The 26,595-nt window shown below is 64.7% G+C and carries 25 protein-coding genes and 1 riboswitch; of the genes, 16 read left to right on the top strand and 9 right to left on the bottom strand.

Annotated elements, in window-relative coordinates:
- Positions 1–7 precede the first annotated feature (7 nt).
- The 5 genes from fliJ to fliF are packed head-to-tail and all read right to left on the bottom strand — an operon-like array spanning position 8 to position 5,557.
- Complete coding sequence (gene fliJ / locus HWY05_RS15835; RefSeq protein ID WP_035554522.1) at positions 8–457, bottom strand: flagellar export protein FliJ; 450 nt, start codon at positions 455–457, stop codon at positions 8–10.
- Between the two features lie 2 nt (positions 458–459).
- Positions 460–2,109: a flagellar protein export ATPase FliI gene (gene fliI, locus HWY05_RS15830; RefSeq protein WP_035554524.1), complete on the bottom strand. Its 1,650-nt coding sequence runs from the start codon at positions 2,107–2,109 to the stop codon at positions 460–462.
- Positions 2,103–2,786 (bottom strand): flagellar assembly protein FliH, encoded by a 684-nt coding sequence (gene fliH, locus HWY05_RS15825; RefSeq protein WP_176058907.1) that lies wholly within the window; start codon positions 2,784–2,786, stop codon positions 2,103–2,105. The genes fliI and fliH overlap by 7 nt, the downstream gene beginning before the upstream one ends.
- Positions 2,773–3,768, bottom strand: a complete 996-nt coding sequence (gene fliG / locus HWY05_RS15820) for a flagellar motor switch protein FliG (protein WP_035554529.1) — start codon at positions 3,766–3,768, stop codon at positions 2,773–2,775. The genes fliH and fliG overlap by 14 nt, the downstream gene beginning before the upstream one ends.
- The gene (fliF, locus tag HWY05_RS15815) at positions 3,758–5,557 is read right to left on the bottom strand and encodes a flagellar basal-body MS-ring/collar protein FliF (protein ID WP_035554531.1); all 1,800 of its coding nucleotides are present in this window, start codon (positions 5,555–5,557) and stop codon (positions 3,758–3,760) included. The genes fliG and fliF overlap by 11 nt, the downstream gene beginning before the upstream one ends.
- Positions 5,558–5,792: 235 nt before the next feature.
- Here fliF and fliE point away from each other — a divergent pair, with 235 nt between their 5' ends.
- From fliE to HWY05_RS15790, 5 genes are all read left to right on the top strand, one after another.
- Positions 5,793–6,128, top strand: coding sequence for a flagellar hook-basal body complex protein FliE (fliE, locus tag HWY05_RS15810; protein WP_035554533.1), 336 nt, complete (start codon positions 5,793–5,795; stop codon positions 6,126–6,128).
- 216 nt (positions 6,129–6,344) lie between these two features.
- Positions 6,345–6,779: a flagellar export chaperone FliS gene (fliS, locus tag HWY05_RS15805; RefSeq protein WP_035554535.1), complete on the top strand. Its 435-nt coding sequence runs from the start codon at positions 6,345–6,347 to the stop codon at positions 6,777–6,779.
- A complete protein-coding gene (locus HWY05_RS15800; protein WP_035554537.1) occupies positions 6,776–7,102 on the top strand; it encodes a flagellar protein FliT in 327 nt (108 codons plus the stop codon). The genes fliS and HWY05_RS15800 overlap by 4 nt, the downstream gene beginning before the upstream one ends.
- 119 nt (positions 7,103–7,221) lie before the next feature.
- Complete coding sequence (locus HWY05_RS15795) at positions 7,222–8,610, top strand: flagellar hook-length control protein FliK (protein WP_176058906.1); 1,389 nt, start codon at positions 7,222–7,224, stop codon at positions 8,608–8,610.
- Complete coding sequence (locus HWY05_RS15790) at positions 8,610–8,972, top strand: EscU/YscU/HrcU family type III secretion system export apparatus switch protein (RefSeq protein WP_035554541.1); 363 nt, start codon at positions 8,610–8,612, stop codon at positions 8,970–8,972. Before HWY05_RS15795 ends, HWY05_RS15790 begins: the two co-directional genes overlap by 1 nt.
- A 9-nt stretch (positions 8,973–8,981) precedes the next feature.
- Here HWY05_RS15790 and HWY05_RS15785 read toward each other — a convergent pair whose 3' ends face one another.
- Together HWY05_RS15785 and HWY05_RS15780 are read right to left on the bottom strand one after the other, a co-directional pair.
- Entirely contained in the window at positions 8,982–10,400 is a 1,419-nt protein-coding gene (locus HWY05_RS15785; RefSeq protein ID WP_176058905.1) for a coniferyl aldehyde dehydrogenase, read from the bottom strand.
- A 109-nt stretch (positions 10,401–10,509) separates the two neighbouring features.
- Positions 10,510–12,195 (bottom strand): isovaleryl-CoA dehydrogenase, encoded by a 1,686-nt coding sequence (locus HWY05_RS15780; RefSeq protein ID WP_035554545.1) that lies wholly within the window; start codon positions 12,193–12,195, stop codon positions 10,510–10,512.
- Between the two features lie 329 nt (positions 12,196–12,524).
- Here HWY05_RS15780 and HWY05_RS15775 point away from each other — a divergent pair, with 329 nt between their 5' ends.
- Positions 12,525–14,198: a GMC family oxidoreductase N-terminal domain-containing protein gene (locus HWY05_RS15775; RefSeq protein WP_176058904.1), complete on the top strand. Its 1,674-nt coding sequence runs from the start codon at positions 12,525–12,527 to the stop codon at positions 14,196–14,198.
- A 32-nt stretch (positions 14,199–14,230) separates the two neighbouring features.
- Here the strand turns inward: HWY05_RS15775 and HWY05_RS15770 are convergent, their stop codons facing one another.
- Both HWY05_RS15770 and HWY05_RS15765 read right to left on the bottom strand, forming a co-directional pair.
- Positions 14,231–15,187, bottom strand: a complete 957-nt coding sequence (locus HWY05_RS15770; protein ID WP_035554547.1) for a LysR family transcriptional regulator — start codon at positions 15,185–15,187, stop codon at positions 14,231–14,233.
- An 89-nt stretch (positions 15,188–15,276) separates the two neighbouring features.
- Positions 15,277–15,417 (bottom strand): hypothetical protein, encoded by a 141-nt coding sequence (locus tag HWY05_RS15765; RefSeq protein WP_176058872.1) that lies wholly within the window; start codon positions 15,415–15,417, stop codon positions 15,277–15,279.
- On the opposite strand from HWY05_RS15765, the gene HWY05_RS15760 reads away from it, so the two are divergent.
- The 10 genes from HWY05_RS15760 (at position 15,395) to HWY05_RS15715 (ending at position 26,461) form a co-directional block, all read left to right on the top strand.
- Positions 15,395–16,168, top strand: coding sequence for a glycosyltransferase family 2 protein (locus tag HWY05_RS15760; protein ID WP_176058903.1), 774 nt, complete (start codon positions 15,395–15,397; stop codon positions 16,166–16,168). The genes HWY05_RS15765 and HWY05_RS15760 overlap by 23 nt on opposite strands.
- A gap of 144 nt (positions 16,169–16,312) precedes the next feature.
- A riboswitch (S-adenosyl-L-homocysteine riboswitch) is annotated at positions 16,313–16,446 on the top strand.
- Between the two features lie 33 nt (positions 16,447–16,479).
- Entirely contained in the window at positions 16,480–17,901 is a 1,422-nt protein-coding gene (gene ahcY, locus HWY05_RS15755; protein ID WP_035554555.1) for an adenosylhomocysteinase, read from the top strand.
- 141 nt (positions 17,902–18,042) lie between these two features.
- Positions 18,043–18,396: a phage holin family protein gene (locus HWY05_RS15750; protein ID WP_035554557.1), complete on the top strand. Its 354-nt coding sequence runs from the start codon at positions 18,043–18,045 to the stop codon at positions 18,394–18,396.
- A gap of 11 nt (positions 18,397–18,407) precedes the next feature.
- Complete coding sequence (gene metF / locus HWY05_RS15745) at positions 18,408–19,238, top strand: methylenetetrahydrofolate reductase [NAD(P)H] (protein WP_035554559.1); 831 nt, start codon at positions 18,408–18,410, stop codon at positions 19,236–19,238.
- A 330-nt stretch (positions 19,239–19,568) separates the two neighbouring features.
- Positions 19,569–21,197 carry an ABC transporter substrate-binding protein gene (locus HWY05_RS15740; RefSeq protein ID WP_035554561.1) on the top strand — a complete coding sequence of 543 codons (1,629 nt, stop codon included), beginning with the start codon at positions 19,569–19,571 and terminating at the stop codon, positions 21,195–21,197.
- A gap of 139 nt (positions 21,198–21,336) precedes the next feature.
- Positions 21,337–22,347: an ABC transporter permease subunit gene (locus HWY05_RS15735; RefSeq protein ID WP_035554563.1), complete on the top strand. Its 1,011-nt coding sequence runs from the start codon at positions 21,337–21,339 to the stop codon at positions 22,345–22,347.
- A gap of 6 nt (positions 22,348–22,353) precedes the next feature.
- Positions 22,354–23,271, top strand: coding sequence for an ABC transporter permease subunit (locus HWY05_RS15730; protein WP_176058902.1), 918 nt, complete (start codon positions 22,354–22,356; stop codon positions 23,269–23,271).
- Between the two features lies 1 nt (position 23,272).
- Positions 23,273–24,277, top strand: a complete 1,005-nt coding sequence (locus HWY05_RS15725; RefSeq protein WP_176058901.1) for an ABC transporter ATP-binding protein — start codon at positions 23,273–23,275, stop codon at positions 24,275–24,277.
- Positions 24,274–25,293 (top strand): peptide ABC transporter ATP-binding protein, encoded by a 1,020-nt coding sequence (locus HWY05_RS15720; protein WP_035554569.1) that lies wholly within the window; start codon positions 24,274–24,276, stop codon positions 25,291–25,293. The genes HWY05_RS15725 and HWY05_RS15720 overlap by 4 nt, the downstream gene beginning before the upstream one ends.
- On the top strand, positions 25,286–26,461 hold the full coding sequence (locus tag HWY05_RS15715; RefSeq protein WP_176058900.1) for a TraB/GumN family protein: 1,176 nt from the start codon (positions 25,286–25,288) through the stop codon (positions 26,459–26,461). Before HWY05_RS15720 ends, HWY05_RS15715 begins: the two co-directional genes overlap by 8 nt.
- The last annotated feature ends 134 nt before the right edge of the window (positions 26,462–26,595 follow it).

The following is a 26,595-nucleotide window of genomic DNA, read 5'->3' as shown; positions in this document are numbered from 1 at the left end:
GGGCGCGTCATGCGCCTTCGGCACGCATCCTCAGAATTCGGGCGGCATGTTCGTCGGCGTCGCGCTGGTCGCGCCGCGCCATGGTCTTCGCTTCAGCCGCTTCGCCGCGTGCCTGCAGCACTTCGTACGAGCCGAGCTTCTGCTTCTGGCGTTGCCAGTCGGGCTTGGCGGCCTCGACCCGCGCATTGGCCGTCACCAGCAGGTTGCGCTGCTGGTCGATGGCGGCGTCGAGCGTGTCGATGAAAGCCTGGAAATTACGCATGTTGCCGGCCGGCATGCCAGTTTGGGCCGTCGCCGTGAAGCGCGCGTGATATTCGTCGCGGTACTGCACGAGTGCGTCGAGCTGTGCCTCTACGTCGTTGCGCTCGCGTTGCGCGCGGCCCAGACGTTGCGCGGCGGCGTCGACATCGTCCTGAGCCAGGCCGATAAGGGTCTTGATCGGAAAGTGTTTCGCCATCGTCAGCCTCCTTGGGCAAACAGCGCGTCCAGCATCTCGAGACTCGGTTCAAAGTTCGCGCACTCGCGATAACCTTGCTGCAAAAATGCTTCCATCCGCGGATACAGCGCAATCGCCCGGTCGAGCAGCGCGTCGCGCCCACTCGAGTAGGCGCCGACGTTAATCAGATCGCGGTTGCGCTGATAGCGCGACAGCATCTGCTTGAACATACGCGTCTTTTCGAGATGGTTATCGTCGATCAGCGCGGTCATTGCCCGGCTAATCGACGCTTCAATGTCGATCGCCGGATAGTGTCCAGCCTCGGCCAGCGAGCGCGACAGCACGATGTGGCCGTCCAGAATCGCCCGCGCGGAGTCGGCAATCGGGTCCTGCTGGTCGTCGCCTTCGGTCAGCACGGTATAGAACGCGGTGATCGAACCGCCGCCCGCCGGACCGTTGCCGGTTCGTTCGACGAGCGCCGGCAGCTTGGCGAACACCGAAGGCGGATAGCCCTTGGTGGCGGGCGGTTCGCCCACGGCCAGCGCGATCTCGCGCTGCGCCATCGCGTAGCGGGTCAGCGAGTCCATCAGCAGCAAAACGTGTTTGCCCTGATCGCGGAAATACTCGGCGAGCGACGTCGAATACGAGGCAGCCTGCATCCGCAGCAACGGCGAGACGTCGGCCGGGGCGGCGATCACCACCGAGCGCGCCAGACCTTCCTCGCCGAGAATCTGTTCGATGAATTCCTTCACTTCGCGGCCGCGTTCGCCGATCAGGCCGATCACGATCACTTCGGCGCTGGTGTAGCGCGCCATCGTGCCGAGCAGCACCGATTTACCGACGCCCGAGCCGGCGAACAAACCCATGCGTTGGCCACGGCCTACGGTCAGCAGCGCGTTGATCGCGCGCACGCCGACGTCGAGCACCTTGTGAATCGGCTCGCGGTGCAGCGGGTTGATCACGGGCGCGGACAGCGGCGCGTCGGCGTGCGCGCCGAGCGGGCCGAGCCCGTCGAGCGGACGGCCGGACGCGTCCAGCACGCGGCCGAGCAATTCCCAGCCGACCGGCAGGCGTTTCGCGCCCGCCATCGGATCGGCGATCGGCGCGCTTTCGAGCGGATAGACGCGCGCGCCGGGGAGCAGGCCGATCACTTCGGTGGTCGGCATCAGAAACAGTTTGTCGCCGGCAAAGCCGACCACTTCGGCTTCGGCCATCGGCCGCGAACTGCCGAGCGGCAGTTCGATCATCACTTCGGCGCCCACCGACAGGCGCAAGCCCACGGCTTCCAGCACCAGCCCCGCGGCGCGCGTCAACTTTCCGCAGGCGCGCATCGGCTTGGCAATCGCGCTGCGCGCGCGCAGCGCGTCGAGCCGGCCGCGCCAGGCTTGCATGTGCGGATTGCTGTCGAGCGCGGGATCGTATGGGGCGTGGACTTGAGCGGCAGCGGCCGTGCCGGCAAGTTTCGCGGCCGCCGATTCGCGGCTGGCCGCCGCGCCGGTCGCCGGATGCGCCAGACTTGGATCGCGCTGCGCCGAAGCGGCCTGGGCCGCATCCGCCGCGCCCTTTGCCGGCTCATCCGTCAGCGCCTCGGCGCCGAACGACGCGAGCGCGAGTTCGCGCTCGAGCGGCGTCAGGTCGCTGGCGCGGATATCTTCGAGCGTCGGCTTCACCACGTACTCACCTTGCCGAGCGCAGCGGCGACGCGCTCCCAGCGCGTGTCGATACCGGCATCCACTTCGCCGGTCGCGGCTTGCGCGCGGCAGCCGCCGCGTTCCACCGCCGGATCGGTCCGCACGGTCCAGCCGCGCGTTTGCAGTTCTTCCATCAGATAGGCTTCGACGACGGGCAGATCGGCGGGACTCACGATCAAGGCCGGCGCGCCGATCAGCGTGGGTTCCGCGGCCAGCACTTCACGCGCGGCGGCGATCAGTGCGGTCGGATCGTGCTGCACGTGCTGGCGCACCACCTGTTGCGCAATGTCCAGCGCCAGCGCGACCAGCGTTTCGGAAATCGCGCCCTGAGCACCTTCTAGCGCGACCTTGAAGGTCTCGGCCAGCGCGGCGAGCCGCGCCGCTTCTTCGCGTGCTTCGCTCTGGCCTTGCTCGAAACCTTGAGCATGACCCTGGTCGTAACCCGCCTGATAACCGAGCGCCTGACCGGCCACATGGCCCGAAGCGATGCCCTGTGCATGCGCGGAATCGCGCAGGCGTTCGAGTTCGGCTTCGAACGCGCCGTCGTCGACCTCGGGTTCGGGCGGCGCCGGCGGCACCGGATCGAACGAAGCCATCTCCCAGCGCTGGTAGGCCGAGAGCCGTTCCTTCGCCGAGGAGTTCTGATCAGACATATGCATCTTCCGCCTTGCCGCCTAGAACGATCTGGCCGCTTTCCGCCAGGTTGCGCACGATCTGCAGGATGCGGCGTTGCTGCGTCTCGACTTCGGAGACGCGGACCGGGCCGCGCGCATCGAGGTCTTCGGCGAGCAGTTCGGCAGCACGCTGCGACATGTTCGACAGGAACTTCTGGCGCAGCGCGGGCGGCGCGCCCTTCAGCGAGATGATCAACGCTTCGGACTCGACTTCCTTCAGCAGCAACTGGATCGCGCGGTCTTCCAGATCGAGCAGGTTCTCGAACACAAACATCTGATCAATGATCTTCTGCGCAAGTTCCGCGTCGTACTGGCGCACGTTCTCGATGACGCCTTCTTCATGGTTGCTCGACATGAAGTTGAGAATTTCGGCCGCCGTGCGGATCCCGCCCATCGGGCTGCGCTTGAGGTTGTCGCTGCCGGACAGCAGGCCGGTCAGCACGTCGTCGAGTTCGCGCAGCGCGGCCGGCTGGATGCCGTCGAGCGTCGCGATCCGCAACAGCACGTCGTTGCGCAGCCGTTCCGTGAAGCAGGCGACGATTTCCGACGCCTGATCGCGGTCCAGGTGAACGAGGATCGTCGCGATGATCTGCGGGTGCTCGTTCTTGATCAGTTCCGCGACGGCCGCCGAGTCCATCCACTTCAGGCCTTCGATACCGCTGGTATCGCTGCCTTGCAGAATCCGGTCGATGATCGCGCCGGCCTTGTCGTCGCCGAGCGCCTTGGTCAGCACCGAACGGATGTACTCGTTCGAATCCAGCGACATGCCGGTGTGCTGTTCCGCCTCGCGCACGAACTCCTGCAGGACTTCGTCGACCTGCTCACGGGTCACGCTCTTCAGTGCCGCCATCGCTACGCCGATCTTCTGGACTTCACGCGGCCCGAGGAACTTGAATACCTGCGCGGCTTCTTCCTCGCCGATCGACATCAGCAGGAGCGCGCTCTTCATTACGCCTTCAGCGCTCATCAGTCACCCAATTTTTCACGACGGTTGCAACGATCTTCGGATCCTGACGCGCGATGCTGCGGGCGAATTCCAGGTTCCGCTCATATTTGTGCTTGGCGTTTTCGAGCGCCATCATCTCGGCGTCGCCTTCCAGTTCGGCGACGGTGCTCACCCCCGCGCGCTCGGCGGCCGGGATGCCGTCCAGCAGGATCGGCTCGTCCGGCGAGTTCAGCGCGGCGACAGCGACCGGTTCCGGCGGCGGGAACGCGCGGCGCACGGCCGGCTTCACCATCACGAAGTACAGGAACAGGGCGACTGCGCCGATGCCGAGGTAGGTCGCGATCTGCTTGGCGAGCGCGATCATGTCCGGCGTGCGCCACCACGGCAGGTCGGCATTCGGATCGACTTCGGTGCTGAACGAACTGTTGACCACGTTGACCGAGTCGCCGCGCGACGCGTCGAAGCCCATGGCGTCCTTCACCAGTTGATTGACCTGCGCGAGCTTGTCGGCGGTGACCGGCTGCATCGTCACGTGGCCCTTGGCGTCGACCACGCGCAGATAGTTGACCACCACCGCCACCGACAGACGCTTGATGCCGCCCATCGGCTGTTCGAGGTGACGCACCGTCTTGTCGAGTTCGTAGTTGGTGGTCGAGTCCTTGCGGTCGCTGACCGGCGTGGTGGTCACGCCGCTTGCGCCGTTCGGCGCGTTGATCGGCGCCGAGGCCGGCTGCGGCGGCTGGTTCGACAGCGCGCCCGGCACGCCCGACGCACCGCCTTGCGACATTTCGGTCGCGCTGCTCGATTGCTGGCTGCGAATCGCCGCCTGCTGCGGGTTGCCGTTCGGGCCGTAGTTTTCCGAGGTTTGTTCGGTACGGGAGAAGTCGATATCCGCGCTGACCTGCGAATGCGCGTTGCCGGCGCCGAACAGCGGCGACAGGATCGAGTCGATGCGCTGCTGGGTGTTGCGTTCGATCTGCTGGCGGTACTTGAGCTGCGAAGCGTCCAGGCCGCTGCCGCCGGACGGCTGCGTCAGCAGGTTGCCGTCCTGGTCGAGGATGGTGACGCCCTTGACCGGCATATCCGGTACCGCCGACGACACCATATGGGTGATCGCCAGCACCTGGCCTTCGTCGAGCGCGCGGCCCGGATACAGATTGACGAGCACGGAAGCCGACGGCGCTTCCTTGTCGCGCACGAACACGGAAGGCTTCGGAATCGCCAGATGCACGCGGGCCGACTTCACCGACGAGATCGATTCGATCGTGCGTTCGAGTTCGCCTTCCAGCGCGCGCTGATAGTTGATCTGCTCGGCGAACTGGCTGATGCCGAACTTCTGGTTGTCCATCAGTTCGAAGCCGACCGAGCCGCTCTTGGGCAGACCCTGCGACGCGAGCCGCAGACGCATTTCATGCACCTGCTCGGACGGCACGAGAATCGCGCCACCGGCGTCGGAGAACTTGTAGGGAATGTTGGCAGCCTGCAGCGCGGTGATGATCGCCCCGCCGTCGCGGTCGGACAGGTTGCTGTAGAGCACCTTGTAGTCCGGCGCCCGCGACCACAGGAACAGGCCCGCGATCACGGCGATCAGCAGCGCGACCGCGAAAATCAGCGGCGCGCGCGGGTTGCCGCGCATTTGCGCGAGGCCCGACAGGCGCTGACCAAAATTGCCGCCGAGGTTGCCCCCCAGGCCGCCGAGGTCAGCGGCGCCGCCTGACTGGCCGGCGCCGGGGGCGCCGGCGCCGGGCTGCGCACCGGCGAGGCCCATGCGGGCGTCGGGGTTGATCAAAGAGTTGGCTGACGAATCCATGCGTCGGGTATCTCCGGGATGCCTTTGCGTTCTGCCGCTTCACCGCACCGAGGTCGGCGGGCGTACGGACAGAGACTTTCACCATTGAAATTATCCGCAGCGCGGCTCAACCCGATTGCTTGAATAGAGCGGGGTTTCCCCCCTAGTTTCGGGGCTTTCCCGTATGCGCCGCTGCTATGCTTTCATCCCAGATCGGTACGGTTCTGGCATGCCGGTCGTCATTCCTGGAGAGAACATGACTATGCCCGTGAACGCGCTTTCGTCGGCGCTGCAACAGATGCAGTCGATGGCGGCGCAAGCGGCCGGCAGCAATAACACCGTCGCCGACCAATCCGGCGCGGCCTCGGCCGGCGGCTTCGCGTCCGCGCTGAAAGCTTCGCTGGACAAGATCAGCGGCGATCAGATGAAGGCCGCCGGCGAATCGCAGGCGTTCGAAATCGGCGCGTCGAACGTCTCGCTGAACGACGTGATGGTCGACGGACAGAAAGCCAATATCGGCTTCCAGTTCGGCCTGCAGGTGCGCAACAAGCTGGTGTCCGCCTACAACGACATCATGCAGATGCAGGTATGAAGGCGTTCGGGCGGCAAGGCTTACCCGCCCGCCCGAACCACCGTTTGCCGTGTGGCCCTGGCGGGCCGCGCCATCTGGCGCCTTAATCCTCCTTACACCGGCCTAAAGCTTTCCCGCTGCGTATCCGATAACCAGATACAGGCAGAAATCCGGGTGCGATAACGTGCCCGGACGGGATGTCATGACCAACCGCTGTGCAAGAGAGGAGGAGCGCCGATGTTTTCCCCAGGACACTCTGGAGCCAATGCGTACGCACGCGTGGGCGTCGAGACAGGGGTGATGGGCGCGAGTCCGCATCGTCTGATCGTAATGTTGTATCAGGGCGCCCGGCAGGCGATCGCGCAAGCGCGCATGCATTTGCAGCAGGGCAATGTGCCGGCTCGTGGAGAGGCGATCGGCAAGGCGATTCAGATCGTCGAAAGCGGGCTGCAGCAATCGCTCAACGTTGACGCGGGCGGCGAGATTGCAGAGCGGTTGGACGCGCTATATGGCTACATGTCGCGCCGGCTGCTCGAAGCCAACGTAAAACAGAGCGAGGCGATGCTGGTCGAGGTCGACGGCCTGCTGGCGACACTCGAAGAGGCATGGATCGGGATCGCCCCGGAAATCGCGCGGATGGCGGTCCAGCCGGCCGCGGAAAGCATGAGATGACATCGAACGCAGAATACTTCGCCCGCTACGAGGCGATCGCAGCGATCTCCTGCCGCATGCTGACGGCTGCCCGGCGCGCGTTGTGGAACGATCTGGTCCACTTGCAGGAGGAATACCGGCATCTGGTGGACGCGTTGAAGGACGCCGAGACCGGCGTCAGGCTCGATGAATCGGAGCGATTGCGTAAATACGCGCTGATCCGGCAAATTCTCGCCGACGACGCCGCGATCCGCGATCTGGCAAATCCGCGCATGGCCAATCTGTCGGCGTTATTCGCCGGCCGGCCGACGCGCGTGCTCAAGGAACTGTACGGGGCGCGCTGAGTTCGCACGCCCGCGTGCCGACTTGCCGTCCGTGTGCCGCGCCTGTGCTGGATTCCCCACGGCTTCGCCTGACTGACTGTATTTGAGCGCGTTGCCGCCACTGTGATCAAGGAATCGGCATGAACGGAATCGACACGGCCGTCGCTTCGCTGCTAGCGAACCGGATCGACAGTCTGCTCAATATCGCCCCCGGCAGCGCGACCGCGTCGCAAACCGGTGCGGCAAGCGTCGATGACGCGCCGACCACCGCTGCTCCCGTCGCGACACCCGCACCGCAGCCTTCCGCGCAAACCGCGCTGTCCGCCGTGGCGTTGACCTTGAGCGCGATCGTGCGCTCCGGCGGCGAAGCCACCCCCGCCGTGCTTGGCCAGATGCCGATCTGGCCCGCCGCGCCGGCGCTCGACGTCGAAATCGGCGCTTTGCCGCTGTTCGACACGCCGGCCGCTTCCGGCACGGCCAATCCCAATCCGAATACCGCTGGAACCGCGGCCACCGCCAATGTGGCGGCGGCGCAGGTGCCCGTGGCGGCGCTCGCGGCCGCGCTCGAACAGACGGTCGGCGACAGCGGTCTTTTCTACGAAGCCCATCTCGCGCAATGGCTGGCGGGCCAGCGTTCGCCCGCGAGCCTGGCCGACGAGGCGCAAAACAAGCTCGTGGCCGCCGCGCAATTGCCGCTCGATTGGGCGAGCGATGGCAGCGAGGCGAGCGCGTCGACGGCGTCGACCCGCCAGGGCATGGGCGCCGCGCCGAACAACGGCCAGCCGAACGGCGCGCAGGACGCCAACGCCGCCCGTGCGCAGCAGCCCATTCCGAATGCGCAAACCGCGCGCTTCGTGGCCGGCGAGGTGCTGGCTAGCTCGCTGTCGGATCTGAACGGGCAGTCGACGCATGCCAATCTGCATAGCGGCACGTCGCAGGCGGCCGACGGCAGCGCGTCGCAGAATTCGCAATCGATGGCGGCGGCGGTGCATCCCGCGACGGTGCCGTTGGTGCGCCAGCAACTGGATATGCTCGCGACCGGGCAATTCCGCTGGACCGGTGAAGCGTGGCCGGGCGCCAAGCTCGACTGGACCATCGAACAGGACGGCGACGAATGGGACCGCAGCGGCGGCGGCGCGGCGAGCGAGGACGACCAGCCGTGGCACACCCGTCTGACGCTGTCGTTGCCCACGCTCGGCACCGTCGACGCAGAATTGACGTTGACCGGCACGCGCCTTGTCGCGCGCGTGCAGGCGAGCCCGGTCGGCGCGGCGCGGCTGGCGATGCAGGGTGAGAATTTCCGTCAGCGGCTGGCGGCAGCGGGGATCGAATTGAACGGCTTGACGATTCGCGAGATTGGCGGCGGCGCGCCTTCCACCGGCGCAAACGCGCCAGGCGCCGCGGCGGCCGCGCAGGCGGCGGCGTCGGCGTATGCGCGCTCGGCGTCGGCTTCGGCGGCAGCAGATAAAGCGGCGGGCCGCCGCGCGCCGAACGGCGCCGCGCTCGACGATTTCGACTGGGAGATGTGATGAGCCGCAGACACCGCCGCAGCGCGGCCGCGCTCGTCTACGACGCCAAAGGCGGCGATCCCGCGCCGCGCGTGATCGCCAAGGGCTACGGCATGCTGGCCGAGATGATCGTGCAGCGCGCGAAGGAGGCCGGTCTGTACGTTCACGAAGCGCCGGAAATGGTCTCGCTGCTGATGCAGGTGGACCTGGATTCGCGGATTCCGCCGCAGCTTTATCAGGCGGTGGCGGAAATGCTCGCGTGGCTGCACCGGTTGGAAAGCGGCGCGGAGAGTGAACCCGCGCCAGGCGCCGAGGGTGACGACGCGAGCGACGTCACCGATGTGGTCGCGACTGAAGTGGAAGGCGGGGCGGCGGGGCGCTGATCGCCCGCGTCAAAACCGCATCATCAGCTTCAGCAACGCATTCACCCGTTTGCCGTACGGCGGCGATATCCATCCGCGCGCGTTCAGACGCGCCTGCGTCAGTACCGGCTTCATCTTCGAGAACGTCACGAAGCCTTCATAGCCGTGATACGCGCCCATCCCGCTCGCGCCGACGCCGCCGAACGGCAGGCTTTCGCACGCCAGATGCATCAGCGTCTCGTTGATCGCCATGCCGCCGGCAATTGTTTCATGCGTCACGCGTTCGATGGTGGCGGCGTCGTCCGCATACAGATACAGCGCGAGCGGACGCGGGCGGGCGTTGATCCACGCGATCGCGTCGTCGAGCGTGTCGTACGGGACGATCGGCAGCAGTGGCCCGAAAATTTCTTCCTGCATCAGCGCGCATTCGTCGGGCGCGTTCGTCACGGCGATCAGCGGATAACGGCGGCTCGCCGGATCGGGCGAACTGTCGGTGAGCGTGTGCAGTTGCGCGCCGGCGGCCTGGGCTTCGTCCGCGAGACGCTCCAGACGCTCGAAGTGGCGCGCCGAAATGATCGACGTGTAATCCGGATTGCTGGCAAAACCGGGGTACATCTTCGCCATCCGCGCGCGCGCCCGTTCGACGAACGCCTGCTCCTTGCCGCGCGGCACCAGCACGTAGTCCGGCGCGATACAGGTTTGACCCGCATTGAGCGTCTTGCCGGCGATCAGGTTGTCCACCGCGTTATCGAAACGCGCATGCGCGCCGATCAGCGCCGGCGATTTTCCGCCGAGTTCCAGCGTCACCGGCGTCAGATGCTCGGCGGCGGCGCGCATCACTTCGTGCCCGACCTTGGTCGAGCCCGTGAACAGCAAATGGTCGAACGGCTGCCCGCTGAATGCGGCGGCGAGCGTGGCGTCGCCGTTCACCACCGCGACGTGATCGCGCGCAAAGGTCTGGCCGATCAACTGCTCGAACAGCGCCGACGTGCGCGGCGTCAATTCCGACATCTTGATGATCGCGCGGTTGCCGGCGGTCAGGGCGCTGATCAGCGGGCCGACGGCGAGCAGCACCGGATAATTCCACGGCACGATGATGCCGACCACGCCGAGCGGTTGCGGCACCACCTTCGCGCGGGCCGGTAGCAGCCATTTGTTGGTGCTGCGGCGTTGCGCCTTCATCCAGCGCTTGCCGTGTCGCAGCGCGGCGTCGATCTCTTCTTTCACCAGCAGGAATTCGGCGAGCAGCACTTCCTGTTTGGCGCGATTGCCGAAGTCGGCGTTCATGGTCTCGGCGAGCGCGTCGCGGTTGTCGAGCATGACTTTGCGCAACGCTTTGAGGTGCGCGGCGCGCGTCTCCCACGACGGATACGGCGCGCGCAAATAAGCGTGACGTTGATCGCGCAGCAGCGCTTCAAGCGCGGCGACCTCGGGCAGATCGTTCTTCATGTGTGTCTACTCCCTGATGATGTCGGTGCGCGTTTGCATCGCGCTTTATTGGTTTATTGATGCTGTTGGTGCGGCGTGCCTGAAGGTTTGTTGAGTTTGTTGTCGGATATCAGGCAGGAAAAGCCCGCTCGATAATCGCCGCGTGGTCGAAGCTCGCCGGTAACGTGCCGTACACGCGGCCGCTTTCGCCGCAGCCGTCGCCGAGTCGGGTGGCGATGAACGCGTCGGCGACTTCGGCCGGCGCGTGCTGGAGCAGCAATACCGCCTGCGCGATCAGCACGATCTGCTGGGCGATCCGTCGCGCCGATGCTTCGCGCTGGTCGGCCGGTCCATTGATCACGGCGGCGAGTTTGCCGAGCGCGGCGCGCAAAGCGGGTTGCGCGTGCGCGTCCGCCTGCCACGCGGCGAACAGCGCTTGTGCCGCGTCGGGCTCGCGCTCCATGGCGCGCAGCACGTCGAGGCACATCACGTTGCCGGAGCCTTCCCAGATCGAGTTCACGGGCGCTTCGCGATAGAAGCGCGCCATCGGACCGGTTTCGACGTAGCCGTTGCCGCCCCAGACTTCCATCGCCTCGCCGGTGAATTCCAGCGCGCGCTTGCACACCCAGTATTTCGACGCCGGCGTGACGATGCGCCGCCACGCCCGCTCCGCCGACGAGGTGGACGACGCATCCGCCGTCGACTCGAACGCACGCGCGAGCCGCATGAACAGCACCGTGGCCGCCTCCGATTCCAGCGCCAGATCGGCCAGCACGTTGCGCATCAACGGCTGGTCGGCCAACTGACGGCCGAACGCGCTGCGGTGCCGCGCATGATGAATCGCCTGCACTAGCGCCGCGCGCATCAACGCCGCGCTGCCGATCACGCAATCGAGCCGCGTGTAATTTGCCATTTCGATGATGGTCGGCACGCCGCGCCCTTCGTCGCCGATCAGAATGCCGAACGCGTCGAGAAATTCCACCTCGCTGCTCGCGTTCGAACGGTTGCCGAGCTTGTCTTTCAGACGCTGGATCTGCACGTTGTTCTTGCGGCCGTCCGGCGCGAAGCGCGGCACGTAGAAGCACGACAGGCCTTCGTGTTCGTCGGTGCGGGCGAGCACGAGATGCGCGTCGCATTGCGGCGCGGAGAAAAACCACTTGTGGCCGACCAGCCGGTACGCAGCGCCCCGGCCGCTGCCGCCCGTGGCATAGGCGCGTGTCTGATTGCTGCGCACGTCCGAGCCGCCTTGCTTCTCGGTCATGCCCATGCCGATCATCGCGGAACCTTTGTGCGAGAGCGGCACGTCGCGCGGATCATGGTCGCGCGAGTAGAGCTTGTCGCGCAGTTTGTCGAACAGCGCCGGTTCGCGCTGCAGCACCGGAATGCTCGCGAACGTCATGGTCAGCGGACACAGCGAGCCGGACTCGATTTGCGCATGCAGAAAATAGCCGGCGCAGCGCGCGACCATCGCGCCGCGCTGCGGATCGGAAAACGGTAGCGCGTGCAAACCTTCGCGGCGCAGCAGCGACAGCAGCGTATGCCATGACGGATGAAACTCGAGCGCGTCGATACGCTCGCCGCGCGGATTGTGCGTGAACAGTTCCGGTGTGTGGCGGTTGGCGAGTTCGGCGAGGGCGAGTGTGTCGGGCGTGGTGAGCGCGGCGCCGTGCCGCAGCAACGCATCGCGATGCCACGGCGCGCCGTCGCGGTCGAGGGCGGCGGACAACGCGGCGTCGCTGGCGAACAGGTTGTAGTCCGCCAGCGGCGGAGCCTGATTCGTCACCTCGTGAGTCTGGCCGAAGCTATGCCGTTCCATCTGCTGTCTCCGTTCACCGCGGGTTCGCCGGTGCCGATTGGCGGGGTGCTGTTTGAGCGCTGCGTGTCGTGGCGCACGCTATGAGGACGGCGCTCAACGTGCCGTGTTTGAATACACCGTGGCGTACTGTCACGGCCGTCCGGCGGGCGGCCGCGCGTCTTTCATCATAGGGGGGCGATGGGCCTTCCGTTTAGAGTAATCGCTCTGGCGCGAAGCTGCCGCCGCCTCCCAACGCTCCCTACAATGCCGTTGAAACACACGTAGACAAGTGTGCACGAGACAGGGTCCGCGAGCAACGCGGTCCCAAAGCGGGTCGACAGGAGGAGCGGATGCAATACGACTACATCATCGTCGGTGCGGGCTCGGGCGGTTGCACGCTGGCAAGCCGTCTTGCGGATAGCTGCCCCGACGCGACGATCGCCCTGATCGAAGCCGGACCGCATACGGACCGTAATCTATTCGTCAACATGCCGGTGGGTGTCGCGGCCGTCGTGCCGAACAAGCTCAAGACCAACTACGGCTACCTGACCACGCCGCAACCCGGCCTCGACGGGCGACAGGGTTATCAGCCGCGTGGCCGCGGCTTTGGTGGATCGAGCGCGATCAACGCGATGATCTACACGCGTGGCCATCCACTCGATTACGACGAATGGGCGCAACTCGGCTGCGACGGCTGGTCGTGGGCGGAAGTGCTGCCGTATTTCCGCCGCGCCGAGGGCAATGAGCGCGGCGCGGATGCCTCGCACGGCGAAGACGGCCCGCTCACCGTGTCCGATCTGCGTTATCAGAATCCGTTTTCGAAGCGCTTCGTGCAGGCCGCGCTTGAAGCCGGCTACAAGCCGAATCGCGATTTCAACGGCGCAGATCAGGAAGGAGTCGGTTTCTACCAGGTCACGCAACGCGACGGACGCCGTTGCAGCGTGGCGCGCGCGTATATCTACGATCGCGAGCGGCCCAATCTGCATCTGATCGCGGAGGCGACGGTGATGCGCGTGAACTTCGACGGCAAGCGCGCGAGCGGCGTCGAGATCGTGCGCGGTGGTCGCCGCGAAACGCTCGACGCGCGTGCCGAAGTCGTGCTGGCGGGCGGCGCGTTCAATTCGCCGCAACTGCTGATGTGCTCGGGCATCGGACCGGCCGCGCATTTGCAGTCGCTAGGAATTCCCGTGCTGCACGATGCGCCCGAAGTCGGGCAGAACCTGATCGACCATGTCGATTTCACGATCAACAAGCGGGTGTCGTCGATCGAACCGACGGGTTTTTCGCTGCGCGGCATCGCGCGAATGCTGCCGCAGTTCGTCACGTTCATGCGCCACGGCACCGGCATGCTGTCGAGCAACGTGGCCGAGGCGGGCGGTTTTCTGAAAAGCAGACCGACGCTGGAGCGCCCCGATCTGCAACTGCATTTCTGCGCGGCGCTGGTCGACGATCACAACCGGCATATGCATTGGGGTCACGGCTACTCGCTGCATGTGTGCGTGCTGCGGCCGCACAGTCGCGGCACCGTGACGCTGGCGAGCGCGGATGCGCGCACGGCGCCGGTGATCGATCCGCGCTTTTTCTGCGATTCGCGCGATCTCGATCTGCTAATGGAAGGCGCGCAGATGGCGAGGCGCATTCTCGATGCGCCTTCGCTCGCGCTGCATGGCGGCACTGAGCTGTACACGCATCCGGGGCAGACGGCCGAGGCGCTTCGGCAAACCATCGCCGAACATGCCGACACGATCTATCACCCGGTGGCGACCTGCCGGATGGGTGGGGACGCGCGGTCGGTGGTCGATCCGCAATTGCGGGTGCGGGGGGTGACGGGGCTGCGGATCGTCGATGCGTCGGTGATGCCGACGCTGATCGGCGGGAACACCAATGCGCCGACGGTGATGATCGGTGAGCGCGCGGCCGAGCTGATCGCGGCTAGCCGACGCGAGGCGCAGGCGGGACAAGCAGGACAAACGGCGACGACACGGGCGAACGGGATGGCGGCTTCGGCTGCTTCGGCGGCCTGAATCGGCAAATGGAGCGCGGAGGCCGTTGGGCGTTACTTGCCCGTCGGCACCGGCACCGTAATACCGCTCACGCCGATGCCGGGTCCCAGCATGAAGTCATCGGCGGCCTGACCCGGCAACGCTTCGCGCGCAACCTCCAGCCACGCGCGCGCCGCATGCGACAGATAACCGTTGCGGCGCCAGCCGATCGCCATTTCCCATGGAATTTCGGGCTCCGCCACGGGCCGGCAGGTGAACTGCGCGGGATCGAGCCGCCTGCAATACGGCGCCGGCAACAGCGCAATGCCGACGCCGGCTTGCACCAGCGCCGCCATGAAATCCCAATGCCCGCTTCGCCCGACGATAGTCGGCGCAAAACCGGCCGTGCGGCACGCGTTCAGCACCACGTCGTTGAGCGCGAGACTCTCGCCGTAGAACACGAACGGTTCGTTGGCCAACTGCGCGAGCGGCACTTCGTGCAGTTCGTCCCAGCGCGAGCCGGTGCGCGCCACAAGCCACAGCAGCTGGCGCGTGATCGGCAACACGTCGATGTTTTCCGGATCGACCGGTTGCAGCACGCCGCCTAACTCCAGCTCACCGTTGATCAGCGCTGCTTCGATCGCACGTGAACCCTGTTCGAACAGCTTCAACTCGATTTTCGGATAGCGCTGGCGGAACGCGGCGATAGCGGGCGTGAACAGCGAGCCGCCCATCGGCGGAATGCCGATGGTGAGTTCGCCCCGGCCGAGCGTGTCGAGATCGTTCAGTTCGGCCTGCAATTGTGCGTGCGCCGCCAGCACGTCCTGACCGCGCTGGTAGACGATCCGGCCGGCGTCGGTCAGCACCATCTGACGCCCGTCGCGCAGCAATAACGGCGAACCGATCTCGTCTTCCAGCGACTTCACCATCTTGCTGATGGTGGGCTGCGTGACGAACATCTGCTCGGCGGCGACGGTGAAGCTCTGCCGACGAACCACTTCGACGAAATACCGCAACGCACGTAGTTCCACGATCTCAAGCTCCAGAATTCCAAATTGGAATGATCTTGGGGATTGTAAGTCATGCCATTTATGCGGCGGCGCAAGTTGTATGAGCGTCGTCAAAAGCCGGCGCGGCTCGCCGAATTGGGGCGCGGACATTTCAGGATGGGCGTGGCGCCAAGCGGGATACCATCGGCGGCTCTTTTTTCGGCGGCCGGCTGGGCTGCGTTTCGATCCATGACACCGATTTCGATCATCATGCCGTGCTACAACGCCGCGCCGACGCTGGTCCGCGCGCTGCAAAGCTGCCTGAGCCAGCCCGAGGCGGCGCAGATTGTTGTTGTCGACGACGGGTCGTCGGATGCGTCGGCGGATATGGTGACTTATTGCGCGTCGTTCGACCCGCGCGTGAGCCTGCTGTCCATGCCTTGCAACGGCGGCGCCGCGCGGGCGCGCAACTGGGGCGCGCTGCATGCGTCGCACAACCTGCTCGCCTTTCTCGATGCCGACGACGAGTATCTGCCCGGCGCGCTCACTGCCGCCGCCGATTTCCTTGCGCAAAACCTGGCGGACATGGCCGTGCGCCTCGACGTCGAGTACACCGGCTTTCCCGCCCAACTCACCGCGCATCCCGACTTCGCCGTGCATTCGGCGACGCTCAGCAACACGGTGCCGAGCAGCCTGATCATCCGGCGCGCGGCGTTCGCGGCGCTCGGCGGGTTTCCGATGGATCCGGTGTTTCGCCGCATCGGCGGAGAAGACGGCGCGTTTTCGTGGGCGTTACGCGACATGTTCGGCAACCGGCGTCTCGACGACACGCCACGCGTGCGCATGCATTACCACCCGGGCATTCACGCCGAACGCTACTTCCGCATCGCGCTGGGCTTGCAGCAGCCGGACCCCGCCGATGTCGCCGACGCATTCCACTTTTCAAAGCGCTTTGTTGATAGCGCGCGGGCGGGCGTCGATCAATTACGCGCGGCTTTCGTCGCGAATGTGACGGCGACATAAGCCACACCGGCCAACGCCCCACAAGCCGCACGCTGAAGGCCAAACACCCCTCCGCCGCACGCCGTTTTCCGCTCGCCAAAACCGGCCCGCGCGAAAAACCGAAGCTCGCCACCAAGCCATCTCGATTTGCTACAATCGCCGTTCGCCTTCGAGGAGCGTTGCGACGGGTACCGCGAATCAACATTCGCCGGCCGCCCGCCAGGCTCGAAGGCTTCAATCGGAGGGGTGAATGCGCCATGCGCTTTTACCACCACCGCATCGAACCGCGCTCACGTCAAATTTCTAGTCAATTTCTTAGAAAGGAGGGCGTGATGAACGCCGCAGTAATCGATTCCCAAGCTTCCCAGGACTTCATTGTTGCCGACATGTCGCTTGCCGACTGGGGCCGCAAGGAACTGACCATCGCCGAGACGGAAATGCCCGGCCTCGTGCAAACGCGCGAAGAGTACAAGGCGCAGCAACCGCTGAAGGGCGCGCGTGTGGCAGGTTCGCTGCACATGACGATCCAGACCGGCGTGCTGATCGAGACGCTCACCGCGCTCGGCGCCGATGTGCGTTGGGCCTCGTGCAACATCTTCTCGACGCAAGACCACGCTGCCGCCGCGATCGCCAAGGCCGGCGTGCCGGTGTTCGCGTTCAAGGGCGAATCGCTCGACGAATACTGGGAGTTCTCGCACCGCATTTTCGAATGGCCGAACGGCGAATTCGCCAACATGATCCTCGACGACGGCGGCGACGCCACGTTGCTGCTGATCCTCGGTTCGAAGGCGGAGAAAGACCGTTCGGTGATCTCGAAGCCGACCAACGAAGAAGAAGTCGCGCTGTACAAGTCGATCGCGTCTCACCTGGATGCGGACCCGACGTGGTACTCCACGCGCCTCGCGCACATCAAGGGCGTGACGGAAGAAACCACCACCGGCGTGCACCGTCTGTATCAGATGGAAAAGGAAGGCCGTCTGCCGTTCCCGGCCTTCAACGTCAACGATTCGGTCACCAAGTCGAAGTTCGACAACCTGTATGGTTGCCGTGAGTCGCTGGTCGACGGTATCAAGCGCGCAACCGACGTGATGATCGCGGGCAAGATCGCGGTCGTGGCTGGTTACGGCGACGTGGGCAAGGGCTGCGCGCAATCGCTGCGCGGTCTGGGCGCCACCGTGTGGGTGACCGAAATCGATCCGATCTGCGCACTGCAGGCGGCGATGGAAGGCTACCGCGTCGTGACGATGGAATACGCGGCGGACAAGGCCGACATCTTCGTGACGGCAACCGGCAACTTCCACGTGATCGGCCACGATCACATGGCGGCTATGCGTCACAACGCGATCGTCTGCAACATCGGTCACTTCGATTCGGAAATCGACATTGCGTCGACCCGTCAATACCAGTGGGACAACATCAAGCCGCAAGTCGACCACATCATTTTCCCGGACGGCAAGCGCGTGATCCTGCTGGCTGAAGGGCGCCTCGTGAACCTGGGTTGCGCGACGGGCCACCCGTCGTTCGTGATGTCGAACTCGTTCACGAACCAGACGCTCGCGCAGATCGAACTGTTCACGCAGGGCGAGAAGTACGAGAACAAGGTCTACGTGTTGCCGAAGCATCTGGACGAGAAGGTCGCACGCCTGCATCTGGCACGCATCGGCGCAAACCTGACCGTGCTGTCGGACGAGCAGGCTGGCTACATCGGTGTCGACAAGAACGGCCCGTTCAAGCCGAACCACTACCGCTATTAAGCACGTGGGCGGTTTGACGGCATGACAGTTTGACGACAGGGCGGCGCATCATGCGCCGCTTTGTTCGCCATCGCCGCCTTTTCTGCGCTTTTTTCCGCGCGTTTCTGCGTTACCGCACATCCTGCTTGAAAGGAGCTCTACATGACCGTGCTGCTGACCTGGCTGATCAACGCGCTCGCGCTCCTGATCATCACCTACCTCGTTCCGTCGATCCATATCCGCAGTTTCGGCACCGCCCTGATCGTCGCGGTGGTGCTCGGCTTGATCAATACCGTCCTGCGGCCGGTGCTGATCCTGTTGACGCTGCCCGTCACGATCGTCACGCTCGGGCTTTTCATTCTGGTGGTCAATGCGCTGTGCTTCTGGCTGTGCGCGTCGCTGCTGAAGGGCTTCGAAGTGTCGGGTTTCTGGTCGGCGTTCATCGGCTCGATTCTGTACAGCATCGTTTCGTGGATTCTGTCCGCGATTATTTTCGGCAACCGCAGTCTCGGTTGACCTACTGAATCATGAACCCCATCGAACTTTCATTCGAATTCTTCCCGCCGAAAACCGCGGAAGGCGTCGACAAGCTGCGCGCCACGCGTGCGCAGCTCGCGCCGCTCAAGCCCAAGTTCGTGTCCGTCACGTTCGGGGCGGGCGGCTCGACGCAGCAGGGCACGCTCGACACCGTCGTCGATATCGCGAAGGAAGGCATCGAAGCGGCGCCGCACGTGTCGTGCATCGGTTCCTCCAAAGACAGCCTGCGCGCGATTCTCAACGAGTATCGCGCGCATGGCATTCGCCATATCGTCGCGCTGCGCGGCGATTTGCCGTCCGGCATGGGTGAGGTCGGCGAGTTGCGTTATGCGTCGGAACTGGTGAGCTTTATCCGCGCCGAATTCGGCGACTGGTTCTGGATCGAGGTGGCCGGCTATCCGGAGTACCACCCGCAGTCGCGCTCGCCGCGTCACGATATGGACAATTTCGTGCGCAAGGTGAAGGCCGGCGCCAACTCGGTGATCACGCAGTACTTCTTCAATGCGGACGCCTATTTCCGTTTCGTCGACGACGCGCAGAAGCTCGGCGTGGACGTGCCGATCGTGCCGGGCATCATGCCGATCACGAACTACTCGCAACTGATGCGTTTCTCGGAAATGTGCGGCGCGGAAGTGCCCCGCTGGGTTGCGCGCCGGCTGGAAAGCTTCGGCGACGACCGCGAGTCGATTCGCGCGTTCGGGCTCGACGTGGTGACGGACCTCTGCGAGCGCCTGCTCGACGCCAAAGTGCCGGGTTTGCATTTCTACACGCTGAATGGCGCCGCGGCGACCAAGGCGATCTGCGAACGACTGAACGCCTGAACGCTTAAAATCCGGTTTGCCTGGATCTGGGCAAAAAACCGCGCGGCCGATGCAAGCCGCGCGGTTTTTTTTGCGCCGCACCAACCGCGCGCCGTCGCGCCCGGCAAGCTGCGGGTCTCAAGAGCCGCCTGAAATAGCCACGGCCGCTATGCTTTTTCTGATCCCACCCTCTGCAGCGTGTCGGCCGGCCAGCGCCGATGGGCGGAGCGCCTTATGCCCTAAAGGTTTCCGATCGTCAACACGGGTAATTTCCTCCGCTTGTTGCCCCGAGCCAAGCTCAAGTAAGATCGCGCTACGCTGGCGATAGCCGGCCCCGATCCTGGAGGAAACATGAAGCAAAACAATCTGTTGCGCGCCGTGCGTGTTACGACGCTCGTCGCCGCCGCAGCGGCATCGATGGTGGGCGCGAGTGTCGCGCGCGCCGAGATTCCGAATAAAACCCTGGTTTACTGCTCAGAAGGCAGTCCCGCGGGTTTTGATCCGGCCCAATACACCACGGGCACCGACTTCACGGCTAACACGTTCACCGTCTACAACCGCCTCGTCGAATTCGAGCGCGGCGGCACCAAGGTCGAGCCGGGCCTCGCCGAAAAGTGGGAAGTCTCCGCGGACGGCAAGACGTACACATTCCATCTGCGTCACGGCGTGAAGTTCCAGACCACGTCGTTCTTCAAGCCGACCCGCGAATTCAACGCAGACGACGTCCTGTTCACGTTCCAGCGCATGCTCGACCCGAACTCGGCGTTCCATAAGGCGTACCCGGTCCAGTTCCCGTACTTCACGGACATGGGCCTCGACAAGCTGATCACCGGCGTCGAAAAGGTCGACCCGTACACGGTCAAGTTCACGCTGAAGGAAGTCAACGCACCGTTCATCCAGAATCTGGCGATGGAATACGCGTCGATCCTGTCGAGCGAATACGGCGACCAGTTGATGAAGGCCGGCAAGGCCGCCGACATCAACCAGTACCCGGTGGGCACGGGTCCGTTCATTTTCCGCAGCTACACGAAAGATGCGACGATCCGCTTCGACGGCAATCCGGATTACTGGAAGCCGAACGCGGTGAAGATCTCGAAGCTGATCTTCTCGATCACGCCGGACGCCGGCGTGCGCGTGCAGAAGATCAAGCGCGACGAATGCCAGGTGATGAGCTATCCGCGTCCGGCCGACATCGCGCCGCTGAAGGCTGAAGCCAACATCGACATGCCGTCGCAACCGGGCTTCAACCTCGGCTACCTCGCGTACAACGTCACGCACAAGCCGGTCGACAAGCTCGAAGTGCGTCAGGCGCTCGATATGGCGATCAACAAGAAGGCGATCATCGACTCGGTGTATCAAGGCGCGGGCCAGGCCGCAACGAACCCGATGCCGCCGACCCAATGGTCGTACGACAAGAACCTGAAGAGCGCGTCCTACGACACGGACAAGGCCAAGGCGCTGCTCGCGAAGGCCGGCTTCCCGAACGGCTTCGACATCACGCTGTGGGCAATGCCGGTGCAACGCGCCTACAACCCGAACGCCCGTCTGATGGCGGAAATGATCCAGGCCGACTGGGCCAAGATCGGCGTGAAGGCGAAGATCGTCACGTATGAATGGGGCGAGTACATCAAGCGCGCGCACGCGGGTGAAGACGACACGATGCTGATCGGCTGGACCGGCGACAACGGCGATCCGGACAACTGGCTCGGCACGCTGCTCGGCTGCGAAGCGGTGAACGGCAACAACTTCTCGAAGTGGTGCTACAAGCCGTTCGACGATCTGGTCCAGAAGGGTCGCGTCACGTCCGATCAAGGCGCGCGCACCTCGGCGTACATGCAGGCGCAGCAGATCTTCGCGCAGCAACTGCCGTTCTCGCCGATCGCTCACTCCACTGTTTACCAACCGGTCAGCAAGAAGGTGGTCGACATGCGCATCGAACCGCTCGGCTACGCGCGCTTCGACGGCGTCAGCGTCAAGTAATTCGCCAGGCGAATCGTAATAGTTACGCAGTACGCTTTTCGCACGGTTAGAAAACTGGTCGAAATGGTCCGGCGACCGGGGTCACAAGCCCTCGTCGCCGGTTGCGTTTTTTCTTCATCAAGACCATAGGGACAAAACCATGTTCCGCTTTGTTTTGCGCCGCATCGGCATGGTGATTCCGACTTTCATCGGTATCACGATCCTTGCGTTCGCGCTAATTCACCTGATTCCGGGCGACCCCATCGAAGTGATGATGGGCGAGCGCGGCGTCGATCCCGCCATGCACGCCGCGGCGCTGCACCGGCTCGGGCTCGACGAATCCCTGCCGATGCAGTACATCCACTACGTCGGCCGTGCGCTGCATGGGGACCTCGGCACGTCGATCATCACCAACACCAGCGTAATGGGCGAATTCCTCGCGCGCTTTCCCGCCACGATCGAACTGTCGATCTGCGCCATGCTGTTCGCGCTGATCGTGGGCTTGCCCGCCGGCGTGTTCGCGGCGTTGCGACGCGGTACGGTGGTCGATCACGGCGTGATGGGCACGGCTTTGACCGGCTACTCGATGCCGATCTTCTGGTGGGGTTTGATCCTCATCATGGTGTTCTCCGTGAAGCTCGGCTGGACGCCGGTGTCGGGCCGCATTGCGGTCGAATACGACATTCCGCACGTCACGGGTTTCATGCTGATCGACGCGATGATGTCGACCGACGAAGGCGCGTTCAAATCCGCGCTGAGCCATCTGATCCTGCCGGCAATCGTGCTCGGCACGATTCCGCTGGCAGTCGTCGCGCGAATGACGCGTTCGTCGATGCTCGAAGTGCTGCGCGAGGATTACATCCGCACCGCGCGCGCGAAGGGCTTGTCGCCGGGCCGCGTGATCATCGTGCATGCGTTGCGCAATGCGCTGATTCCGGTCGTCACGGTGATCGGTTTGCAGGTCGGCACGCTGCTCGCGGGCGCGGTGCTGACCGAGACGCTGTTTTCGTGGCCGGGTATCGGCAAGTGGCTGATCGACGCGATCAGCCGGCGCGATTATCCGGTGGTGCAGGGCGGTATCCTGATGATCGCCACGCTGGTGATCGTTGTGAACCTGTTCGTCGACCTGTTGTACGGCGTGCTCAATCCACGCATCCGCCATACGAGGTAAATCACTATGGCCGACATTCAAAATACAGTCCCCCAGGCAGTGACGCCGCCCAGTGGCCGCGCTATCGCCGCCCGTGAATTCTGGGCGAATTTCTCGCGCAACCGAGGTGCGGTCGGCGCGGGCATCATCGTGCTGGCATTGATCTTCGTCGCGATCTTCGCGCCGTTGATCGCGCCGCACAGCCCGATCGAGCAATACCGCGACAACGTGAAGATTCCACCCGCCTGGCTCGACGGCGGTAACTGGAAGTTCATTCTCGGCACCGACGAAGCGGGCCGCGACATCCTCTCGCGTCTCATGTACGGCGCGCGGCTGTCGTTCTGGATCGGCTTCGTTTCGGTGGTGCTCGCGCTGATTCCGGGCATCGTGCTCGGCTTGATCGCGGCGTTCTTCGAAAAGTGGGCCGATACGCCGATCATGCGCATCATGGACGTGCTGCTCGCGTTGCCGTCGCTGCTGCTCGCGGTCGCGGTGGTGGCGATCATCGGTCCCGGTCTTGTCAACACGATGCTGGCGATCGCGATCGTCGCGTTGCCGGGTTATGTGCGTTTGACGCGCGCGTCCGCGCAGGGCGAGTTGCAGAAGGAATACGTGACGGCGTCGCGCGTGGCGGGCGCGGGCACCTTGCGGCTGATGTTCTCGCAAGTGCTGCCGAACTGCACCGCGCCGCTGATCGTGCAGGCTACGCTGGGTTTCTCGTCGGCGATTCTCGACGCGGCCGCGCTCGGCTTTCTCGGCCTCGGCGTGCAACCGCCGTCGGCGGAGTGGGGCGCGATGCTGGCTTCGGCACGCGATTACATCGACAACGCCTGGTGGATCGTCACGTTGCCCGGTCTGTCCATCGTGATCTCGGTGCTGGCGATCAACCTGCTCGGCGACGGGCTGCGCGATGCGCTCGACCCCAAACTGAAACGGATGGCGTGATATGACGAATCTATTGACCATCCGCAACCTGGCGGTGAATTTCAACGGGCTGCCTGCGGTCGACCGCATCAGCCTCGACGTGGCGCCGGGCGAAGTCGTCGGCGTAGTCGGCGAATCCGGTTCGGGCAAGAGCGTCACGATGATGGCGCTGATGGGCCTGATCGACGCACCCGGCAAAGTCACCGCCGACGAAGTCACCTTCAACGGCCGCGATCTCCTGAAAGCCTCGGCGAAGGAACGCCGCAAGATCATCGGCAAAGACATCGCGATGGTGTTTCAGGACGCGCTCACCAGTCTGAATCCGAGCTACACGGTCGGCTATCAGATCAAGGAAGTGCTGAAGCTGCACGAAGGCCTGCGCGGCAGCGCGCTGGACAAGCGCGCATTGGAACTGCTGGATCAGGTCGGCATTCCCGACCCGAGAGGCCGCATCGGCTCGTTCCCGCATCAGATGTCGGGCGGTATGAACCAGCGCGTGATGATTGCGATGGCGATTGCCTGCAACCCGAAGCTGCTGATCGCCGACGAACCGACCACCGCGCTCGACGTCACGATCCAGGCGCAGATCATGGAACTGCTGATCAAGCTGCAGAAGGAACGCGGCATGGCGCTGGTGCTGATCTCGCACGATCTGGCGGTGGTGTCCGAGGTCGCGCAACGCGTCGCGGTCATGTACGCTGGCGAAGTGATCGAAACCAACCAGGTGCCCGATATCTTCGCCGCGCCGCATCATCCGTACACGGAAGCACTGCTGGCGGCGATTCCCGAGCACAACGTCGGCGCGGTGCGGCTGGCCGCGTTGCCGGGCATGGTGCCGGGGCGTGACGATCGGCCCAAAGGGTGTCTGTTCGCGCCGCGCTGCAAGTACGTGGCTGACGACTGCACCAAGGCGCGCCCGGCGCTGGCGCCGCTGCAAGGCCATGCCGAGGTGGCGCGCGTGCGCTGCATCAAACCCCTGAACCTGAGCGGCGACGCCAACGTTCACACCCATGGAGGCGCACGATGAACGCAGTACCCGAAACGCGGCGCCAGTCGAACCATGCGGGCGATCACGTGCTGGTTGCCGACCAGCTCGCGCGTTACTACTCCGTCAAGCGCGGCATGTTTTCCTCGGGCACCGTGAAGGCGCTCAACGGCGTGTCGTTCGCGCTCGAACGCGGCAAGACGCTGGCGGTGGTCGGCGAATCCGGTTGCGGCAAATCGACGCTGGCGCGCCAGCTCACCATGATCGAAGCGCCCAGCGCGGGCCGCTTGATGATCGACGGTGAAGACGTGGCGGGCGCGGATCACGCGAAGATCGCGGCGTTGCGGCGGCGCGTGCAGATGGTGTTCCAGAATCCGTTTGCGTCGCTCAATCCGCGCAAGACCGTCGAGCAGACGCTCGGCGAACCGCTCGCGATCAACACGCAACTGAGCGCGACCGAACGCGCCGAACGGATCGCGCAGATGATGCGCACCGTCGGCCTGCGTCCGGAACACGCGAAGCGCTATCCGCATATGTTCTCCGGTGGTCAGCGCCAGCGTGTGGCGATTGCCCGCGCGATGATTCTCGACCCGCAGATCGTGGTTGCCGACGAACCCGTGTCGGCGCTCGACGTGTCGATCCAGGCGCAGATTCTGAATCTGTTCATGGATCTGCAGGAACAGTTCAAGACCAGCTACGTGTTCATCTCGCACAACCTCTCGGTGGTCGAGCATATCGCTGACGACGTGATGGTGATGTACTTCGGCGGCGTCGCGGAACTCGGCGACAAGAAGCGGATTTTCTCGAACCCACGGCATCCGTACACGCGCGCGCTGATGTCGGCCACGCCGTCCATCTTCGAAGCGGATCGCACCATCAAGATCAAGCTGCAAGGTGAGATGCCGTCGCCGCTGAATCCGCCGTCGGGTTGCACGTTTCACCTGCGCTGCCCGTATGTGATCGACCGCTGCCGCAGCGAAGAACCGAAGCTGCGCGAAGTGGATGGCCGCCAGGTGTCGTGTCACCGCGCCGAGGAGGTGGGGGACGTGGATGCCTGATGGGGTGGCGGCGCGTCGTTTTACGCGCCGCTCGCGTGATGGCGGCCGCCGTGCCGCTTTCGCGCGGCGCTGGAAGACGCGTGCGCTGACCGGCGTCGCGCTGGCCTGTTCGGTATTCGGCATCGGCCTGGTTTTGCCGCCGGGCATGACGTCGGATTTGATGCCGATCGGGCTCGCGCAGGCGGCCGGGGCGGCCGCCAATGCGCCTGGGCAAGCCGGGCGTCCCTCAGCACCATTGCCCAGCATGCCGGCGCCGCCGCGCGCCAGCTTGCCGGGTTTCAATCCGCCGCCCGCTTCGCCGGGCACCACGGCAAGCGGCCCGGTGCGTCAACAGCCGGCGCGCATGCCGTTCTACGTCGCGACACGCGGCACCACCACCATTTATGTTCTGGGCACGCTGCATGTCGGCGACCCCGCCGACTATCCCGCCAAACAGCCGTTCCGCGCGCCGATCCTCGGCGCTCTGGCGGCGTCGCCGACTTTGGCGCTCGAACTCTCACCCGACGAACTGCTCGTCTCGCAAGACGACGTGTCGAAGTACGGCGTGTGCCGGCGCGACTGTCTGCCGGGTCTGTTGCCTGATCCGTTGTGGCGCAAGCTGGCCTTTCGTCTGCGGGGCAATCCCGCTGCGCTGGATGCGATCAAGAAGATGCGGCCGTGGCTCGCGTCGCTGGTGGTCGAAACCTACGATTCATTGAGCGCCGGCCTGCAAACCGAGTACGGCACGGAAGCGCAATTGCAGAACGTGTATATCCGCACGCGCGGCAAGATCGTCGGACTCGAAACCTTGCCGCAACAGATGCGCGCATTCACCGGGCTCTCGCTCGCGCAGCAGCGCGAGATGCTGGCGCAGGACCTCGTGCAGACGCCCGCGGAAAACGTCGAAGACGTGCGGACCTTGCACCGCCTGTGGCGCGTCGGCGACGCCGATGCGATCGCCGCCTGGCAGGCGGCCAAATCCGAAAAACTCGCGCGTGACCAGCGCGTCTCCGATTCGATCGACAACCGTATCGTCTACGAACGCAACCGGCGTTTCGTGTCGCGCATGTTGCTGATCGCCGCACCGAACAAACCGGTGTTCGTGGCGATCGGCGCATTGCATCTGGGTGGCCGCAAAGGCGTGTTGCAATTGTTGCGGCAGCACGGTTTCATCGTGGACGCGTACTGACATTCGCTCCGCGTGCTGAGCGCGAGGCACGCTTGATTGACACCGCATCCTAAGCCGGGCTGGCCGTTCGGCCAGAACAGGAACAAGGTTCCGCACCGCCAGTCCGACGCTGACGTGTGCCGCAAAATGCTCGC

It is taken from the genome of Paraburkholderia sp. BCC1876 (genome assembly GCF_902833695.1).
Taxonomy (GTDB): domain Bacteria; phylum Pseudomonadota; class Gammaproteobacteria; order Burkholderiales; family Burkholderiaceae; genus Paraburkholderia.
The sequence above is the reverse complement of the archived record's forward strand: the minus strand, read 5'-3'. Positions and strand labels throughout refer to the sequence as shown.

Bases quoted from the DNA above. Each gene is read 5' to 3' on its own strand.
- fliJ (WP_035554522.1), bottom strand. From the start codon at position 457: ATGGCGAAACACTTTCCGATCAAGACCCTTATCGGCCTGGCTCAGGAC.
- fliH (WP_176058907.1), bottom strand. From the start codon at position 2,786: ATGCATATGTCTGATCAGAACTCCTCGGCGAAGGAACGGCTCTCGGCC.
- fliG (WP_035554529.1), bottom strand. From the start codon at position 3,768: ATGAGCGCTGAAGGCGTAATGAAGAGCGCGCTCCTGCTGATGTCGATC.
- fliF (WP_035554531.1), bottom strand. From the start codon at position 5,557: ATGGATTCGTCAGCCAACTCTTTGATCAACCCCGACGCCCGCATGGGC.
- fliE (WP_035554533.1), top strand. From the start codon at position 5,793: ATGACTATGCCCGTGAACGCGCTTTCGTCGGCGCTGCAACAGATGCAG.
- fliS (WP_035554535.1), top strand. From the start codon at position 6,345: ATGTTTTCCCCAGGACACTCTGGAGCCAATGCGTACGCACGCGTGGGC.
- HWY05_RS15800 (WP_035554537.1), top strand. From the start codon at position 6,776: ATGACATCGAACGCAGAATACTTCGCCCGCTACGAGGCGATCGCAGCG.
- HWY05_RS15795 (WP_176058906.1), top strand. From the start codon at position 7,222: ATGAACGGAATCGACACGGCCGTCGCTTCGCTGCTAGCGAACCGGATC.
- HWY05_RS15790 (WP_035554541.1), top strand. From the start codon at position 8,610: ATGAGCCGCAGACACCGCCGCAGCGCGGCCGCGCTCGTCTACGACGCC.
- HWY05_RS15785 (WP_176058905.1), bottom strand. From the start codon at position 10,400: ATGAAGAACGATCTGCCCGAGGTCGCCGCGCTTGAAGCGCTGCTGCGC.
- HWY05_RS15780 (WP_035554545.1), bottom strand. From the start codon at position 12,195: ATGGAACGGCATAGCTTCGGCCAGACTCACGAGGTGACGAATCAGGCT.
- HWY05_RS15775 (WP_176058904.1), top strand. From the start codon at position 12,525: ATGCAATACGACTACATCATCGTCGGTGCGGGCTCGGGCGGTTGCACG.
- HWY05_RS15760 (WP_176058903.1), top strand. From the start codon at position 15,395: ATGACACCGATTTCGATCATCATGCCGTGCTACAACGCCGCGCCGACG.
- HWY05_RS15765 (WP_176058872.1), bottom strand. From the start codon at position 15,417: ATGATGATCGAAATCGGTGTCATGGATCGAAACGCAGCCCAGCCGGCC.
- ahcY (WP_035554555.1), top strand. From the start codon at position 16,480: ATGAACGCCGCAGTAATCGATTCCCAAGCTTCCCAGGACTTCATTGTT.
- HWY05_RS15750 (WP_035554557.1), top strand. From the start codon at position 18,043: ATGACCGTGCTGCTGACCTGGCTGATCAACGCGCTCGCGCTCCTGATC.
- metF (WP_035554559.1), top strand. From the start codon at position 18,408: ATGAACCCCATCGAACTTTCATTCGAATTCTTCCCGCCGAAAACCGCG.
- HWY05_RS15740 (WP_035554561.1), top strand. From the start codon at position 19,569: ATGAAGCAAAACAATCTGTTGCGCGCCGTGCGTGTTACGACGCTCGTC.
- HWY05_RS15735 (WP_035554563.1), top strand. From the start codon at position 21,337: ATGTTCCGCTTTGTTTTGCGCCGCATCGGCATGGTGATTCCGACTTTC.
- HWY05_RS15730 (WP_176058902.1), top strand. From the start codon at position 22,354: ATGGCCGACATTCAAAATACAGTCCCCCAGGCAGTGACGCCGCCCAGT.
- HWY05_RS15725 (WP_176058901.1), top strand. From the start codon at position 23,273: ATGACGAATCTATTGACCATCCGCAACCTGGCGGTGAATTTCAACGGG.
- HWY05_RS15720 (WP_035554569.1), top strand. From the start codon at position 24,274: ATGAACGCAGTACCCGAAACGCGGCGCCAGTCGAACCATGCGGGCGAT.
- HWY05_RS15715 (WP_176058900.1), top strand. From the start codon at position 25,286: ATGCCTGATGGGGTGGCGGCGCGTCGTTTTACGCGCCGCTCGCGTGAT.